The organism is Photobacterium gaetbulicola (genome assembly GCF_003025515.1).
Lineage (GTDB): Bacteria > Pseudomonadota > Gammaproteobacteria > Enterobacterales > Vibrionaceae > Photobacterium > Photobacterium gaetbulicola.
Window position 1 is genome coordinate 162,698 of record NZ_PYME01000003.1, and the last position, 15,141, is coordinate 177,838.

Here is a 15,141-nt window from a genome sequence, read left to right on the forward strand (position 1 = left end):
GCTATTTAATGAATACGATACTCATTAAGTCACATAACCTATCGTACTTCCATGCCACCAGTTCCCTGTGCTTCCATGTCTATCCATAAAGGATGGCGGGAAATGCTTCAACAAGCGGCGGAGCAATTTGGCCTCGATCCGAGCCTGTATTTTCCTGATACGGCTGAGAGCGAGCGCATTCGAATACAGCCAGCAGATCTCCGTGCCTTCAGTAGCCAATTCAACCAACTGTGCCAGGATAGTGGTGAACCGTTGTTCCCTGCCTTTGCCGCCAAGCATGCCTCGCCGCTCACCTTCAGCTGCTACTCGCTGGCGTTATGGACAGCCAACGATCTCAAGACCTTAATTCAGGACGCCTGCCAGTACTGTATCTTGATAGGCTCCCCGATCAGGCTGAAGCACCACAAAACACCCCAGGGAAACAGCGAGCTGTGGGTGATCAACCGTGATCCCTTCAATGACAAATCAAAAGTTTCCGATCGGGGTTTTATGATGTATGTCGCCACCTTAATCGAGATGATCCAGCAAGCCACCGGAGGCATCAATAATCTGGTTTTGAAAATCACCCGCTGGCCCTTCACTCCCCAGCTGCAAGGCAAATTCGAACAGTTAATGGGCTGCCAGATTGAGACCGGCTCGCCGCTGCTGAAGATTTGCTTTCCCCAAAATGCTGATATGATCAGGCTAAAAGGACGGGATCCCGATATCTATTCCGTTGCCATTCCTCGCTTGCGCCAAGCGGTCAGCCAACTGGAGAGCCACGATATCATCTTGCTGATCTACAAATTGCTAGACAACGAAAGCAACCTGAAAATTATCTCGCGGGAAAAAGTCGCCTCACAGATGCTGATGAGCGTCAGAACCCTTAACCGCCGCCTCGCCGAGTTAGGCTTGAACTACCGGCAAGTGTTGGAGCAATACAAGCGGGAAAAAGCCTTGCTGTTGCTAAACCAGCCCAATATCAATCTGACCGATATCGCCTTCCGGCTTGGGTTTGCCGATCTCAGCAGCTTTTCCCGTGCGTTCAAAAGCTGGACCGGCCATAGCCCAACCCACTTCCTATGAGCCTCAGGCCATAAAAAACCGGCCAGCAAGCTGGCCGGTTTCCTCGATGTCTAATAAACACTAATTATTATTCAAAACGCTGGTATCGTTCAAACAGGGCATCAATATCCGAGCTGCACATCAAATCCATGTTCTCCTGTAACCGCTTCATCGGCCAGTCCCACCATTTCATCTCCAGCAGTTTGGCAATGTCCGCATCACTAAAACGCTTTTTGACCTCCTGACCGGGATTACCCACAATTACCGCATAAGGCGCCACATCTTTGGTCACCACTGCCCGCGCGCCAATCACTGCCCCGTCGCCAATCGTCACGCCCGGCATAATAACGCACTCACTACCGATCCAGACATCGTTGCCAATCACCGTATCGCCAGCACGCTCAAAGCCCGATTTGACCTTGTTACCAAACTTACCGACATCGAAAGGAAACGATGAAATCCAATCATGGCGGTGCCCTTGATTCCCCGCCAGCATAAAGGTGGCTCCCGAAGCAATCGAGCAATACCTGCCGATGATCAACTGGTCGACCTCGCCGAAAATCCCAGACTCCCACACCGCCCGGCTTGAATGATCGCCGAGCAAATACCGGACACAATGATCCTCGAAATGCTTATCGTGGTAATACCCCGAATAATACGTGTGCTCCCCGACCGAAATATTCGGGTTCCTCACGTGTTCCCTGACCTCATAGCCGCCAAGCCATGAGGGAAATATGGATGATGTCATAGCCACCCCTTATAATCGCCACTACTGCCTCAGCAGGCATTTACCTCAAAGACTATCAACACAGGCTTGTGCCCATGGAAACAAACCCGCTTTATTCTGCCTACCTTGGTGAACTGTATGGCATTGCCTTTTTCACTGCTTTTGCCAACAAGTATAGTGACGATAGCCACATCCATAAATGGCAACTTCTGATAAATGTCGAGCAAATCACTGCGACCAAACTAAAAACAGAATTAACGTCTATCAGTATTCCCTACCCAGGCCATGGCGCCAAAGTGGCGCAACAACAAGTCGGTTCAGGCATCGCTATGCTCGAAGCTTCTATCATCCGGCCCCGCCAAGGTAAGGTTGGTGGCCTGCTCAATGCGCGCTGATTCAAATTATTTCTGCTATTTCACAAACAGTTGGCGATGTAGCTAGCAAAATACCAATCTTCGTATTGTCGGAAGCGTAGGGCTGGATTAACAATCAAAGCAGCGAGATAGACAGGATAAAACTATGAGACAGGATCAGCCCTATCACACCCGCTGTGTCATCTTTGACTGCGACGGCACCTTGGTAGACAGCGAGCGGCTGTGTAACCAGGCTTTAGTGAACATCTTTTCCCGGCTCGGCGGACAGCTCAGCCTCGATGAGTGTATCGAGCATTTCCAAGGCGGCAAGATTGTCGATATCCTGGCCGAAACCCGGCGCCGTACCGGGGTAACGGCGTCTATCGATATCCTTGAGCCGATGTACCGGGAAGAATGCCGCAAACTCTTCAACGAACACCTAACGCCGATTGCCGGGGTACCCGATCTGCTCCAGAAACTGACCCAGCAGGGGATCGACATGTGCATTGCCTCCAACGGCCCTGTCCATAAAATGGAGCACACCCTCGGCCTGACCGACATGCTGCATTTCTTTGAAGGGAAATTATTCAGCGGCTTTGAAGCCAGTAGCTGGAAGCCAGACCCGGACTTGCTGCACTTTGCCGCGATGAATATGGGGTACCGGCTGCAGGACTGCGTGTTCGTCGATGACACCGCGCGGGGCGTCCAGGCCGGCCTCAATGCCGGGATCCCCACCTTCCACTATGCCGCCCCCCATGCGCCGGAAATCAAGGATCCGCGGGTGATCACCCTGACCGAGATGCCCCAGCTGCTTGACTATATCCAAGCCCTGTAACAAAAAAGGCCCCAACCAGGGCCTTTTTTGTCATCGTCACTGCTTTTTCTCGGGCTTATCCTGCCGAATATCGCCACCTGACAGCAGGCTATCCCAAGACATGTGCCACGATTGCTGCTGATAGCCCGACATAGCCGATTGGCTAGGGACGCTACCAACGGCATCGGCAGGCAATGTGTCCGTGTTTAGCTCATCAGACGATTCAGACAGCGCCTCGCCATCAAACCTCTGCGGCAGGTTGTGAGCTTGTTGTTCATGTTCAATAGGCTGCAACGTCGACATTTCACTGGCCAGCTCTCCCAACGCTATCGAATCAAGCATCTCTTCCGTTGGCCGGTAACCGCTTCTATCGTATAGCTTATCAAGCAAGTGCATCACCGAATGGGCTTCCACTTCGCCACCTTGCCTGAGCATTTTATAGATCCTGTTTGCCACATTCTGTACGCCCAGAATGGTATCGATATCAAATTGCTGTACCACGCCATCCCGGGCCTTCCTCGCTTGCTTAAGACCATTGGCGTAAGCCAAGGAATACCAGATATAAGCGATCGCAGCATCGGACATCGTATCCCGGTTATGCAGTTTGGCCACCAGCAACTGGGCTTCCCCCTCTCCTCGCTCTGCAGCCCGCTCCAGCCAATACATGGTGCGGGCACTATCCTTGCTCACGCCGATCCCAGCCTGGTAACAAAAAGCCGTTTTCATGAAACCGCTGATATCGCCTAGCCTGGCAGCCCGAAAACGCCACAAGAAAGCCTCCACCGGCTGGTGCGGTTGAGAAAACTCAGAAAGATACCAATCACCCAGAAATAGCATAGCAGCAAGCCACTCTTTATCCGCTGCCTCCCGCACCTTGTCCAGCCCGGCATCAACATCGATGTCGGTTCCCAGGCCACGGATCAATAGCAAGCCAAGCTCGAACAGCTCTTTCGCCTCGCCACGCTTGGCTTTAACCACCTGCTCCCAGTATTGCGACTTTGCTTCGCCGTCAGGATCGTCGATGTCGGTCCGGCACAAGCGTGCCAAGGCATTCTGAGCAATAATATTGTCGAGTTTTGCTGCTTTTCCATACCAGTAGATAGCTTCACGAGTATTGGTTAATTCATACTCCTTCGCCAAAGACAACTGACTTGGCACATGCCCTGTCTGCGCCTTGAATATTTTATCCTCACGCTCGGCCACTTTGGCTTTTTCCAACACTTGCTGGTACCTGGCCTCTTTTTGCCGCTTTTCTTCCAAAGACTGTTGCTGCTCCGCCTTGGAGGCAAAAAAACGGTATAGGATCCACGCCAGTAGGCCCGCTGACAGGCCGGTAGCAATCAATAGGTAAGGCATATCCCCTCGACGGTCAGTGTTTATTACAGGTTACCGAACACCATACAATACTCGGTGAAATAGCCCCCCGTTTTCCCCTGAGCGGCTATCTTTTCTCTCGCCTACATATATCGACCACCAGGCCAATAACTGGAGCACAAATTCCTGACAAATATACGGCATCCCCCTTCTTATTCACATTGCCGATATCAAAATAAAACCAAGTAAAACAAGCATAAAAGTAAATCAATGCTAAATTTGATCATGACTGGAATGTGCCTTGCCCGGAAGCCGGCACAACGTCACCGCCGATCTGATAAGGACAAGGAGCAAGGATGTTTCTCGACTATTTTGCCCTGGGCGTATTGTGCTTTGTCGCGGTTTTCCTGTTCTATGGGATCATCGCCATCCACGATATTCCCTATGAAATATCAAAAAAACGCAACCACCCCCACCAAGATGCCATCCATTATGCCGGCTGGGTCAGCTTGTTTACCCTGCATGCGCTATGGCCGTTCCTGTGGATTTGGGCCACGCTATGGCGCGAAGATCGAGGCTGGGGATTCACCCAACTCCAGAACGAACAAAACGAGCTTCATCACGAAATCCTCAAGCTATCAGAACGGGTCGAACACCTGACCGAAAAAGTCTCAGAGCTGGAGGTCAAGCAATCACACAACGAAACACCACCAGACCGCACGCAGGGGGACGAAGACTAATGGACCTATTACTCATTCTGACCTACGCCGCCCTGTGCATTGCCGTATTCAAGATTTTCAATATCCCACTCAACAAGTGGACCGTCCCAACTGCGGTTCTCGGCGGTATCATTTTGATCGGCACCTTAATTTTACTGATGAACTACAACCACCCTCATAGCAACATGGGCGGGCAGTTTTACGTCACCACCCCGATAGTCCCCGGCGTGAGGGGCAAAGTGATTGAGGTACCGGTTGCCGCCAATACCCCGGTCAAAAAGGGCGATATCCTGTTTCGTATCGATCCCACACCGTATGAAGCCGAGGTCCAGTTACAATTAGCGGCGTTGGCCGAAGCGAAACAAAATGTCATGGGCCTAGAGGCGGCTTTCCATGCGGCCAGAGCGAGCACGGAACGGGCTGTTGCCGAGCGGGATAGAACCTTGAGCCAATACCAGCGCTACGAAAAGGGATACAAGCGCGGTGCCTTTACCAAATCGGAAGTGGATAACCGCCGCCAGTTCTACCGCAGCGCTGAAGCTTCACTGTCTGCGGCAAGGGCAGAGGAGCAACGCGCCAAGCTGGCCTTCGAGTCACAGATCATGGGAGAAAACACCGCTATCGCCAAAGTACGCGCCCAGCTGATCCAGGCCCAGTTCAATCTTGAAGAAACCGTGGTTCATGCCCCTACCGCCGGTTTTGTCACCCAAGTAACATTGCGGCCCGGCATGATGGCCGTGCCCTTGCCACTCAAACCGGTAATGACCTTTATCCATCAGGAAGAGCAGTTCTTTATTGGTGCGTTCAGGCAGAACTCCTTGCTGAGGCTGCGCCCCGGTTTCAAGGCCGATTTTATCTTCCGAGCCCTGCCCGGCAAGACGTTCCAGGGCGAGGTGGTGGAAGTATTGCCGGCTATCGGTGAGAGCCAAATCCAAGCGGCAGGGGTACTTTACGGCAGTGACTTGCTGCTGCGCCAAGGGCGCCCGCTGGTCAAACTGAAAATCACCGACGATCTCAGTGAGTATCAATTGCCACAAGGGGCCAATATCGAAATAGCGGTCTATTCCGATAGCTTCGAACATGTATCGGTAATGCGCAAAGTCCTGATCAGAATGAAAAGCTGGCAGAACTACCTGTTCCTCGATCATTGATCCGCAATTAGGCACTGTTCAGCGAAAAATGGCGGCCATTAGGCCGCCTCACTATTAAGGGTATCCGTATCCCTGCTCATCCATATATTGCATCGCTCTTGCAGGATTGACACGTCCGTGCCCCCACACCTCATCAACCCCGGGCTCACCGAGATCGTCAGCGGTGGCGAATATGATTGCCGCAACCTCACTTGCCGTTAGCTCGGGGGCACGTTGCAGTATCATGGCAGCCAGCGCGCTCACATAGGGGGCCGAAAAGCTGGTGCCGTCGCGGCCATCAATCTTATAGGGGGCGACGACCCCGCGGTCTTTCAGGATCCCCAGCGGCTTTTGTGGGCGGTACGGATCACCCATATAGCCCGCCACGACAATCCAGCTCTCCTCTTGCTGCGCATCGATGGCTGCCACGACCGTCATATCACAGGCTTTGTAATAGTGCTCCCACTCGGACTGGGGGACACCAGCAAAGTGCGCTTCCAGCGCGGAGGCACTCAATCCCACCTGGCGACCCAGTTCAGCCGCTTCAGCAGTGCAGACCGTCGAGGCATTACCAGCCGAGGTAATTTTGAGCGGCTGCTGCGGGTAATAGTCATTGAGCGATTTAACCGCTTTCTTGCCGGCATCATAGGTCGTGCTGCTGGAGCTCATATTGATGACATCGGCCTTAAAAGCCTCTTCGGACAGATCTATCGGCGCACTGTCGCGCCTGTCATCATTGATGTTGGATGTCCGGAACTCGACACTCTCATCCACATCCAACTCAGCATTGTAGTGACCTTGGGCAATGGCCATGACAAAGCCACCGTGCGAGCCTTCCTCGTACCATGGCGCGTCGCCAAACGCATCCCTGATCACCACCATCACCGCATCATCCTGTGGCACGGGCGCGGCTGTCGCACCGGCCGCTAGCAGTTCAACTTCACTGACCCCAATCGGTTTCACATTAGAGGGGAAATACAGACGGTAGTATGGGTAGCTGCCCTGCTGCTCAAATGCTATCTCGTAGCTTTGCTTTTCCTTTCCCAGCTCCTGGTTCTGGCGTTCATCCAGCGTCAACCATGTACTGCCGTCAATACTGGCCTGCAGCAACCAGTGCTCTGGGGCCATGTATTGCGAGGGGGCCTCAAGGGTATAACTGACAATTCGCTGGGGACGAGTAAATGACTGAGCCAACCATTCATTATTCTGGCTAACGGGGCGCCAATAGGTATTTTCCGAAAAGTTATAACCGCCGCTAATATTATCGAATGCCAAGGTGTGAAGGTTCGGTAAATATTCAAAGGCCGTATCTGTCATAACCCAGGCATTGGAACTGGCAGAGGCAAACTGCGGCATCGTAACATCTTCAGGCACACCACCACTGCTTTCTCCGCGATGGCCATATAGTTCAAGCATATTTATATTGGCTGAATAATTATCCCCAATGGTATATAGGCGATAATACTGATAAGCCCCTACCTTTTCTTCCGGTATTGTAAAGTAGGTTAGTTGCGAACTGATGGTTTGCTCACGCTGAGTATCGAGGGTTTGCCAAGCAATCCCATCGTGACTAGCCTGAATTTTAAAATGTTCAATATTGCCTTTGACTGAATACCCCGTTACCGCCATGGCTTCGGGAAACAGCTGCCCAAGCCAAGAGTCCTCGCGAAGAGCGGGATGCCATGAAGTATAAGGGTTTCCGTCAAACGCTCTGATCATCCCCAGCGGATCTTCCTGGTAGCCGTTATCGCCATAGCTCAAGCTGGTATTAGCAAAGGCAAAGTCAGGCGAGGCAATATTTTCCGTTTCAGCCCCTGTCACTGACATTGAATATAAAGAACAAATTATTGACGCTGCAATATAGGAGCAAAAGGTTTTCTTTATTTCCATGATATATTCCTAGTTATGTTATTATCATTCCCACCAAGCGTTTTGTCGCCTGATTTAAATTAATAACTTTTAGAATTAGCCATCAAAATAAATTAATAATTTTGGGATCACCTTTCAGAAAATAACTTATATATCAAATAAGAAACCTCAAACCATTCACCGAGAAAATACAAATTCAACAATTGATGAAAATAGAATAAGAGACAAATTTTTGTCTCTTATTTTTTTCTCTCTCAATGTTCTAGCCAATTTTCTACTATTGTTTCGGTTTTTTCCTGCTTTTCCCGTGTCGGCTTGTTTCTTTCTGCCAAACTTATTAATAAATGTGATTTTTTAAGGAAAGACCATGCTATCTATTTTTGATATCTACAAAGTGGGGGTAGGCCCGTCCAGCTCTCACACTAACGGGCCTATGCTGGCCGGTTTTGATTTCTGCCAGAAAGTGGATGCCATGCTGGACGATGTGGCCCGGGTACAAGTGGATCTGTACGGCTCTTTGTCGCTAACAGGCAAAGGCCACCACACCGACCGAGCATCAATCCTGGGGTTGATGCACAACAAGCCCGATGCGATTGATATCCAGGCCGCCAACCAGGCGATGGCCGATGGGATTGCCAACAGAACCTTACTACTGGCGGGTAAAAAGCTCATCGCTTTCAATGTCGATACCGACATGCTGTTTCACAGTGATAATCTGCCGTTGCATGAAAACGGCATGACCATTACCGCCTTCGACCACGCCGGCAAGCAGCTATTTATCGAGACCTACTACTCGATAGGCGGTGGTTTCATTGCTACTGCCGACGAGCTACAAAACGGCAAAGCCACCAGCGAAGTCAAGGTACCTTTCGCATTCAACTCGGCGGAAGATATCCTCAGAATCACCGAGCGAGAGGGGATAAGTATTGGCGCCATGTTCCTGCGCAATGAGCTAGCCTTCCGCAGCCAGCAAGAGCTGGATGCCAAGGCAAACCAGATCTGGCAGGTGATGGCGAACTGCATGGCCCGCGGTTTTGAGACCGAAGGTATACTGGAAGGTGGCCTGCATGTGGTACGCCGCGCCCCGGCACTGCTGAAGAAGCTCGAGTCCAACCAAGAGATCGAGAACGATCCTATGGTGGTCCTGGATTGGGTAAACGTGTTTGCCTTTGCCGTCAGCGAAGAAAATGCCGCCGGTGGCCAGGTCGTTACCTCGCCAACCAACGGGGCGGCAGGTGTGATCCCAGCTGTACTGATGTACTACAACAAGTTCATCCACGAGCTTAATGACAAGCAAATCAAAGACTTCCTTGCGGTATCCGCCGCCATCGGCATGCTGTACAAGATGAATGCGTCTATTTCCGGTGCAGAGGTGGGCTGCCAGGGTGAAATTGGTGTGTCATCCTCAATGGCGGCAGCCGGCCTGACGGCGATCCGCGGCGGCAGCAACGAGCAGATCTGCATGGCGGCTGAAATTGCCATGGAGCACTCGCTGGGCATGACTTGTGACCCCATTGGCGGCTTGGTTCAGATCCCTTGTATCGAGCGCAATGCCATGGGCGCAATGAAAGCGATCAACGCCTCGCGCATGGCCCTCAAGCGCAACAGCAAATCGCGCATCTCGCTCGACAAGGTGATTGATACCATGTACCAAACCGGCAAGGACATGAACAAGAAATACCGCGAAACCTCACTCGGCGGCCTGGCGATGATCCACCTGGCTCCTCCATGCGAATAGCGGCATGAAAAAGGCTGGCAACCATGCCAGCCTTTTATTAGTGCTTGAAAGCAGAATTAGAATACGTACGCGAAGTTGAAACCACCGCCGTTATCAGTACGGCCAGGCTCACCACTGAACTCGTTCAGCTCGTTTCGCTTGGCTTCGAAAGACAGCACGGTTTTCGGCGTGAAGGCGTAAGACAAACCCACTGCATATACCTGGCGGTCACCATCTACGCCATTTTCACCGTCGAAATCAACGTGTGAAGCATAAGCGTACGGACGCAGGCCTGATCCAAACGCGTAATGCGCATAGACGTCTACTGCGTTGGCATCTGCCCATTCTGCGCGAGGAGCGCCCTGTAGGCCCGCTTTGTGGATATTCTCACCCTTGGTGTAAACCGCTGCCACCTTCAGGCCACCAGCAACATACTGACCGCCAACAGTCAATGCTGTTTGCTTGTCGCCGTCTTCCAAGCCGTTAACCTCAGAGGCCTGCGCAACTTCAACCTTGTTTTCCAGGTAAGCCACACCCAAGCTCAGCCCCGAGTCAAAGTCATAGCTGGTCGATAGCGCGTAGTTGTAATCACGCTTGACCGTATCGCTTTGAACTTGGTTGTTTTCATCTTCAAAACTGCCGGATTCACCGTTGCTGGTAAAACCGTAGTGCGCCGAAACATTCACGCCGCTGTTGCTGTAGCGGTAAGCCACCAGGTTATCACCGCGGCCCGTTGCCGCGAAACCGCCGTCAGTACCTTCAGAGTAAATCGGTGTCGCATCAGGGTCGATGATGATCAGGTTATCCATGTAACGGGCAAGATCATGGTATGCCGACCACTGTTTACCGAATCGCAGGCTACCCAGCTCATCGTTATTGATGGTGACGTAGCCCAAGCGGTTACGGAAGTTGCTGCTGCCAGACGTCGGATTATTCAGAAATTGATCCCACTCGAACTTGGCATCCAGCGTCCAGCCATATTGCAGCTGGCGCTCAAAGCCCAGGTTGAGGATACTGCGGGTGGCAGAGAAGATATCGTCTTCGCCCCAGACCGGTTGGAAAGCGTCGAGGACAAAAACGCCACCGACATCGAATTTATTTTGCTCATCTTCATAAAGAGTGATGGCGGATGCCTGGCCAGCCAGTAAAAGTGTGGAGATGATGGCAGAGGAAATTTTCAACTTCATGGAACAGGCTCTTCTAGTGATAGTGTTGACAATAGTGCGTGGTGACCAGCACAAACTATCAGAACCCCCATAACAATGTAATAGCAAACTAGTACACAAGTAAGCGGGATATTGCGTTAAAAAACTAAGCCAGATAAAAATAACACTCCAAAGTCAATTACTTAGCCACAACATACCTACTGAGAATTATTTTTCCCTTTTGCGTTCAAGTGTTCGTTTTATAGTCAAATACACCAACAAAACTTTGCTCTTCAGATAAAGAAGCGGCACTCAGGCGCTGAGCACCGCATAAATATCAGCTTCTAGTCATATCAGCTATAGCTTGGTCCAGGCATCCTGCCATGCATGCCCCTCTCCTGGCTTGTAGGCCTCAGCGACACCGCACCAGCCACTGTATGGGAACGCCTTACATTCATAGTTATCGCCCAAATTGGTGACACGCTCCCCTTCGACATAGTTTTTGCCGAGCTCCCAAGCCGGGTATTCACCGGTTGAAGCCGGCTTGATGACGAGGTTGTGTGAGGCAGTTACGGGCTCATTGACGCTATCCGTAACATCCAGCCAGACCGTAACAGTCGTTTCATTCTCAACCGCAGGTGCAACAAAACTGGCAGAGCGATTATCTTCAGCCACATCCAGCGAGATACCGTTTGACGCACGCCAGTTAAAGCTGAACTCGGTATCATCCGGGTCCTCGACGGTCGCGGTGATAACAACCGGCTCCGAGGCTTTCACTGATTGCGGCCCGGCGAGCGTGACCGTAGGCGGGAAATTATCTGGCACGACTTTCGCAGTGATCGTCATGGTATCCGATGCTGTTTGGCCATCATCATCCACCACCGTTAGCTCGAAATGGTACAGGATCTCCGTCTCGACCTTGGGCACAACGACAGAAGCTTTCGCTTGATCGGCTGCGGCAATTTCAAGGGTATTGCCCAAAACCTGCTGCCATTGATAGCTGACAATTTCACCATAAGGATCATGCGAGCCGCTGCCGTCAAGCGTAACCCGGGTATTATCCGAGAACAGGGTTATATCGCCACCGGCATCAGCAGTAGGCGGCACGCCCTCGAGATCATTGATGATATTGACATCGAATTTATCTTCGACACACTTGCGGTAGTCCCCTTCGACGAAGGCAGAAAATGGACCTTGGTAGGCCACCAGCTGGCACTTGTAGGTTTGGCCTGTCGGTGTATCCGGTGTCCAACCCCAGTCTTCTTCCCAGTGAACGTTGAGTGCGCCGGCACCGCCAGCATCGAAGGCCTGCATATTGGCGCAGCCTAACACTTCACCCTCGGCAATAGGTACGTCGAGGTACTTGGCAAATTCACGATAGTAATCGATGCGGTTCTGCGACTGGATATGCTCACTCGAACCGCCACACTCAACGCCGCCGTTGATGATCATGGTAGTCACCCCGAACCCGGGCACCAGGCCGGCGTTCAAGTCAGCCTGGTTTGGCTGCCAGGTGCCGTCGAGCACATGCAGCATACTGGGTTTGGGTGGCTGCGGGTAAAGATAGAAGAACACGGCACTGGCCAGGTTAAGCCAAGAGTCTGCCACCAGCTCAGGTTCGTTGAGCAGCTTTTCGACATTGCCATAGATGGCGTGGGAAAATGGACCATAGTTGTAGTTGTAGCTGAGCTGCTTGGCACCACGGCCGAAGTAGCTCTTGTAGGAGCCATCTTCAAACTGACCGCACGGATAGGCCTCACCCTGCCACAAGCCCGGATCACAAATACCGTATCCGCCGGAAGTGCCTTCGCTCCAGCCCACCTCGCGCAAATAGTAAAGCCCCTGGCGCCACTCCGGATATTCGCTATAGGCATTATGCCCACCCGTCTCCTGGGTAAAGTGGGCAAACATGGTCGCCAGCGATTTACGGCAAATCGCCTCGGCATCTCTGCCATCATCATAATTCCCGCAAAACGCCGGGAACTTGCCGATGCCCTTGAGGAAATTGAGATAGGTATATTGCGCGTGGCGCTCAACAAAGAGGAAGTTCCAATCCTGCTCACTGACAATCGACTCTACCCGTTTTACATTCTCCGGATTATTCGGGTTGCCGACGGTGATCGCCTCGACGGCGTCATTGTCCAAGGTGCGGATTGACTCCATCACCAATGCCAGCCCTTCGGGCTGCTCTGCGATAATGGCTTGTTCATCGGCCAGCACATCACTGAGCAGCATCTCATAGGGTTCGGCATTGACTGCCGCACTTGCCATACCTATAAGGGCAAGAGTGAGGCTGTTCTGTAACACTGCTTTTTTCTGATTTATTTTCATAATGTTATCCATTCCATTCACGCCAAGCTACCTTACGCAACCACCACACATCAGCGTGAGTAAACGGCTGATCACACCTATTGGCCGGATCCCAACACGCAAGCTGGGAAGGCTTAGGCAAGGCAGCAATAGCATTAATAAGCTCATAAATTGTGAGGGGTAAGCAATGAAATGAAACGCATTAATCTCGTCAAAAACAAAAATGCGGAATAAGCATCACGCTGTTCATGAGCGCAATATCCCTTTACATTGAGAGCATGAATTTATAGCCAGAAGGCATTGAAAAGATGGATAAAGATGCAGTTGCCAAGGACATAAAAAAGCGGCATCTGAAAACAGACGCCGCCTTATTAATTGTCAATCACCCCAGAGGATTACTTGAACTCGACGAGATTCTTCTGGTAAGTGTCGAACTGTGCGGCAACGTCTTGCGAGACCCCACCTGTCATCTTGCTCACCACCACAATCGCAATAGTAGCAAAAACAAAGCCAGGGACAATTTCGTACAAGTCGAAAATACCGCCACTGAGCTGCTTCCAGATCACCACAGTCATCGCACCGATCACAATACCGGCCAATGCGCCATTGCGGTTCATCTGTTTCCAGAACAAGCTAATCAACAGTGCCGGGCCAAATGCCGCGCCAAAGCCCGCCCAAGCATAAGACACCAGGCCAAGTACTGTGCTGTCTGGGTTCATCGCCAGCATCAGGGCAATGATAGAAAGCACGATCACCGCGATACGACCAACTCTCACAATTTCTTCCGACGATGCCTGCGGACGGAACACCTGCTTGTAGAAGTCTTCCGCCAGCGCCGATGACGATACCAGCAACTGGGAGTCAGCCGTACTCATAATGGCAGCCAAGATCGCCGCCAGCAAAATACCGGCAATTACCGGGTGGAACATTGAGTTCACCAGCAGCATGAAAATACGCTCGCCGTCGTCAAGGTTACCGGCCAGCTGGTTATCAACGTACAAAATACCAACCAGACCGACAAGGATCGCACCGGCCATCGACAGCGCCGTCCAGCCAACCGCAATGCGGCGGGCAGTAGTGATATCGGCATTGCTGCGGGTCGCCTTAAATCGCGCCAGAATGTGCGGCTGGCCAAAATAGCCCAGGCCCCAGGCCGCAAGGGAAATAATCGCGATAGCCGATAGCGGCTCGCCCTTCACATCGTTGAACAGGGTCATCAATTCAGGGTTTTTCGCTTCCAGCGCCACAGCCAAATCTACCGGGCTGCCGTTCATCGACGCAATCGGCACAATCATCAATGCCGCCGCCATCAGCAGGCCCTGCACCAAGTCGGTCCAAGACACCGCCAGGAAACCACCGAACAAGGTGTAAGACACCACGCACACCGTACCAACAATCACCGCAATGGTATAGTCAAGGCCGAATACGGTCTCGAACAGCTTTCCACCGGCAACCAAACCCGAGCTGGTATAGAAGAGGAAAAACAGCAAGATAAAGAATGCTGAAATAGTTTGGATCAGCTTGGATTTATCGTTGAAGCGACGGGCCAGAAACTCCGGCATGGTCAGTGCGTTATCGGTAGTAATACTGTAGGTACGCAGGCGCTTGGCACAGATCAGCCAGTTGAGCCAGGTCCCCAGCAGCAAGCCGCCAGCCAGCCACAGAGACTCGATACCCGCCGCATAGGCGTAGCCCGGCAGACCGAGCAGCAGCCAGCCACTCATATCCGATGCACCGGCAGAAAGCGCTGCGGGCCAAGGTCCCAATGTACGTCCGCCAAGGAAGTAATCGGCTGAATTTGACGTTCGCTTATACGCAATGTAGCCAATGGCCAGCATACCGATCAGGTAGGCGATAAACGTTGCTGTAATAGCAAAGCTATTCTCTATCATTGTTTGAGTTCCCTCACATAAAGCCCCTGTCCATAGCAGGGGCATTTGGTTTTAGCGCTGATAATCAGCGATGGGTTGCTCGGCCGCCAGCAGGTTGCAAGCTAAAT

At 51.9% G+C, this 15,141-nt stretch carries 12 protein-coding genes; 6 read left to right on the plus strand and 6 right to left on the minus strand.

From position 1 onward, the window contains the following. The first annotated feature begins 102 nt into the window (after positions 1 to 102). Positions 103 to 1,065, plus strand: a complete 963-nt coding sequence (locus tag C9J03_RS03570; protein ID WP_052829679.1) for a helix-turn-helix transcriptional regulator — start codon at positions 103 to 105, stop codon at positions 1,063 to 1,065. Between the two features lie 67 nt (positions 1,066 to 1,132). Here the strand turns inward: C9J03_RS03570 and C9J03_RS03575 are convergent, their stop codons facing one another. Beyond that, the gene (locus tag C9J03_RS03575; protein ID WP_044621723.1) at positions 1,133 to 1,792 is read right to left on the minus strand and encodes a CatB-related O-acetyltransferase; all 660 of its coding nucleotides are present in this window, start codon (positions 1,790 to 1,792) and stop codon (positions 1,133 to 1,135) included. Between the two features lie 74 nt (positions 1,793 to 1,866). Between C9J03_RS03575 and C9J03_RS03580 the strand changes: the two genes are divergently transcribed. Both C9J03_RS03580 and yieH read left to right on the plus strand, forming a co-directional pair. Continuing rightward, a complete protein-coding gene (locus C9J03_RS03580; RefSeq protein WP_044621724.1) occupies positions 1,867 to 2,166 on the plus strand; it encodes a hypothetical protein in 300 nt (99 codons plus the stop codon). A 124-nt stretch (positions 2,167 to 2,290) separates the two neighbouring features. After that, a complete protein-coding gene (gene yieH / locus C9J03_RS03585; RefSeq protein WP_044621725.1) occupies positions 2,291 to 2,959 on the plus strand; it encodes a 6-phosphogluconate phosphatase in 669 nt (222 codons plus the stop codon). A 36-nt stretch (positions 2,960 to 2,995) separates the two neighbouring features. Here yieH and C9J03_RS03590 read toward each other — a convergent pair whose 3' ends face one another. Further along, entirely contained in the window at positions 2,996 to 4,294 is a 1,299-nt protein-coding gene (locus C9J03_RS03590) for a tetratricopeptide repeat protein (protein ID WP_044621726.1), read from the minus strand. A gap of 314 nt (positions 4,295 to 4,608) precedes the next feature. Between C9J03_RS03590 and C9J03_RS03595 the strand changes: the two genes are divergently transcribed. Together C9J03_RS03595 and C9J03_RS03600 are read left to right on the plus strand one after the other, a co-directional pair. Further along, positions 4,609 to 4,992, plus strand: coding sequence for a DUF3302 domain-containing protein (locus C9J03_RS03595; protein WP_044621727.1), 384 nt, complete (start codon positions 4,609 to 4,611; stop codon positions 4,990 to 4,992). Next, the gene (locus C9J03_RS03600) at positions 4,992 to 6,122 is read left to right on the plus strand and encodes an HlyD family secretion protein (protein WP_039457688.1); all 1,131 of its coding nucleotides are present in this window, start codon (positions 4,992 to 4,994) and stop codon (positions 6,120 to 6,122) included. Before C9J03_RS03595 ends, C9J03_RS03600 begins: the two co-directional genes overlap by 1 nt. Before the next feature lie 54 nt (positions 6,123 to 6,176). On the opposite strand, the gene C9J03_RS03605 is transcribed toward C9J03_RS03600, so the two are convergent. Then, positions 6,177 to 7,991, minus strand: coding sequence for a S8 family serine peptidase (locus C9J03_RS03605; RefSeq protein ID WP_044621728.1), 1,815 nt, complete (start codon positions 7,989 to 7,991; stop codon positions 6,177 to 6,179). 346 nt (positions 7,992 to 8,337) lie between these two features. On the opposite strand from C9J03_RS03605, the gene C9J03_RS03610 reads away from it, so the two are divergent. Continuing rightward, entirely contained in the window at positions 8,338 to 9,708 is a 1,371-nt protein-coding gene (locus tag C9J03_RS03610; protein WP_044621729.1) for an L-serine ammonia-lyase, read from the plus strand. Positions 9,709 to 9,764: 56 nt separating this feature from the next. Here C9J03_RS03610 and C9J03_RS03615 read toward each other — a convergent pair whose 3' ends face one another. The 3 genes from C9J03_RS03615 to putP all read right to left on the minus strand — a co-directional run bounded on the left by C9J03_RS03615 (position 9,765) and on the right by putP (position 15,034). Beyond that, positions 9,765 to 10,874, minus strand: coding sequence for a porin (locus C9J03_RS03615; protein ID WP_044621730.1), 1,110 nt, complete (start codon positions 10,872 to 10,874; stop codon positions 9,765 to 9,767). 315 nt (positions 10,875 to 11,189) lie between these two features. After that, positions 11,190 to 13,163 (minus strand): chitinase, encoded by a 1,974-nt coding sequence (locus C9J03_RS27085; RefSeq protein WP_044621731.1) that lies wholly within the window; start codon positions 13,161 to 13,163, stop codon positions 11,190 to 11,192. A gap of 374 nt (positions 13,164 to 13,537) precedes the next feature. Next, positions 13,538 to 15,034 carry a sodium/proline symporter PutP gene (gene putP, locus C9J03_RS03625; protein WP_044621732.1) on the minus strand — a complete coding sequence of 499 codons (1,497 nt, stop codon included), beginning with the start codon at positions 15,032 to 15,034 and terminating at the stop codon, positions 13,538 to 13,540. Positions 15,035 to 15,141: the final 107 nt, after the last annotated feature.

Coding starts and splice junctions, on each gene's coding strand:
- C9J03_RS03570 (WP_052829679.1), top strand. CDS start 103: ATGCTTCAACAAGCGGCGGAGCAATTTGGCCTCGATCCGAGCCTGTAT.
- C9J03_RS03575 (WP_044621723.1), bottom strand. CDS start 1,792: ATGACATCATCCATATTTCCCTCATGGCTTGGCGGCTATGAGGTCAGG.
- C9J03_RS03580 (WP_044621724.1), top strand. CDS start 1,867: ATGGAAACAAACCCGCTTTATTCTGCCTACCTTGGTGAACTGTATGGC.
- yieH (WP_044621725.1), top strand. CDS start 2,291: ATGAGACAGGATCAGCCCTATCACACCCGCTGTGTCATCTTTGACTGC.
- C9J03_RS03590 (WP_044621726.1), bottom strand. CDS start 4,294: ATGCCTTACCTATTGATTGCTACCGGCCTGTCAGCGGGCCTACTGGCG.
- C9J03_RS03595 (WP_044621727.1), top strand. CDS start 4,609: ATGTTTCTCGACTATTTTGCCCTGGGCGTATTGTGCTTTGTCGCGGTT.
- C9J03_RS03600 (WP_039457688.1), top strand. CDS start 4,992: ATGGACCTATTACTCATTCTGACCTACGCCGCCCTGTGCATTGCCGTA.
- C9J03_RS03605 (WP_044621728.1), bottom strand. CDS start 7,991: ATGGAAATAAAGAAAACCTTTTGCTCCTATATTGCAGCGTCAATAATT.
- C9J03_RS03610 (WP_044621729.1), top strand. CDS start 8,338: ATGCTATCTATTTTTGATATCTACAAAGTGGGGGTAGGCCCGTCCAGC.
- C9J03_RS03615 (WP_044621730.1), bottom strand. CDS start 10,874: ATGAAGTTGAAAATTTCCTCTGCCATCATCTCCACACTTTTACTGGCT.
- C9J03_RS27085 (WP_044621731.1), bottom strand. CDS start 13,163: ATGAAAATAAATCAGAAAAAAGCAGTGTTACAGAACAGCCTCACTCTT.
- putP (WP_044621732.1), bottom strand. CDS start 15,034: ATGATAGAGAATAGCTTTGCTATTACAGCAACGTTTATCGCCTACCTG.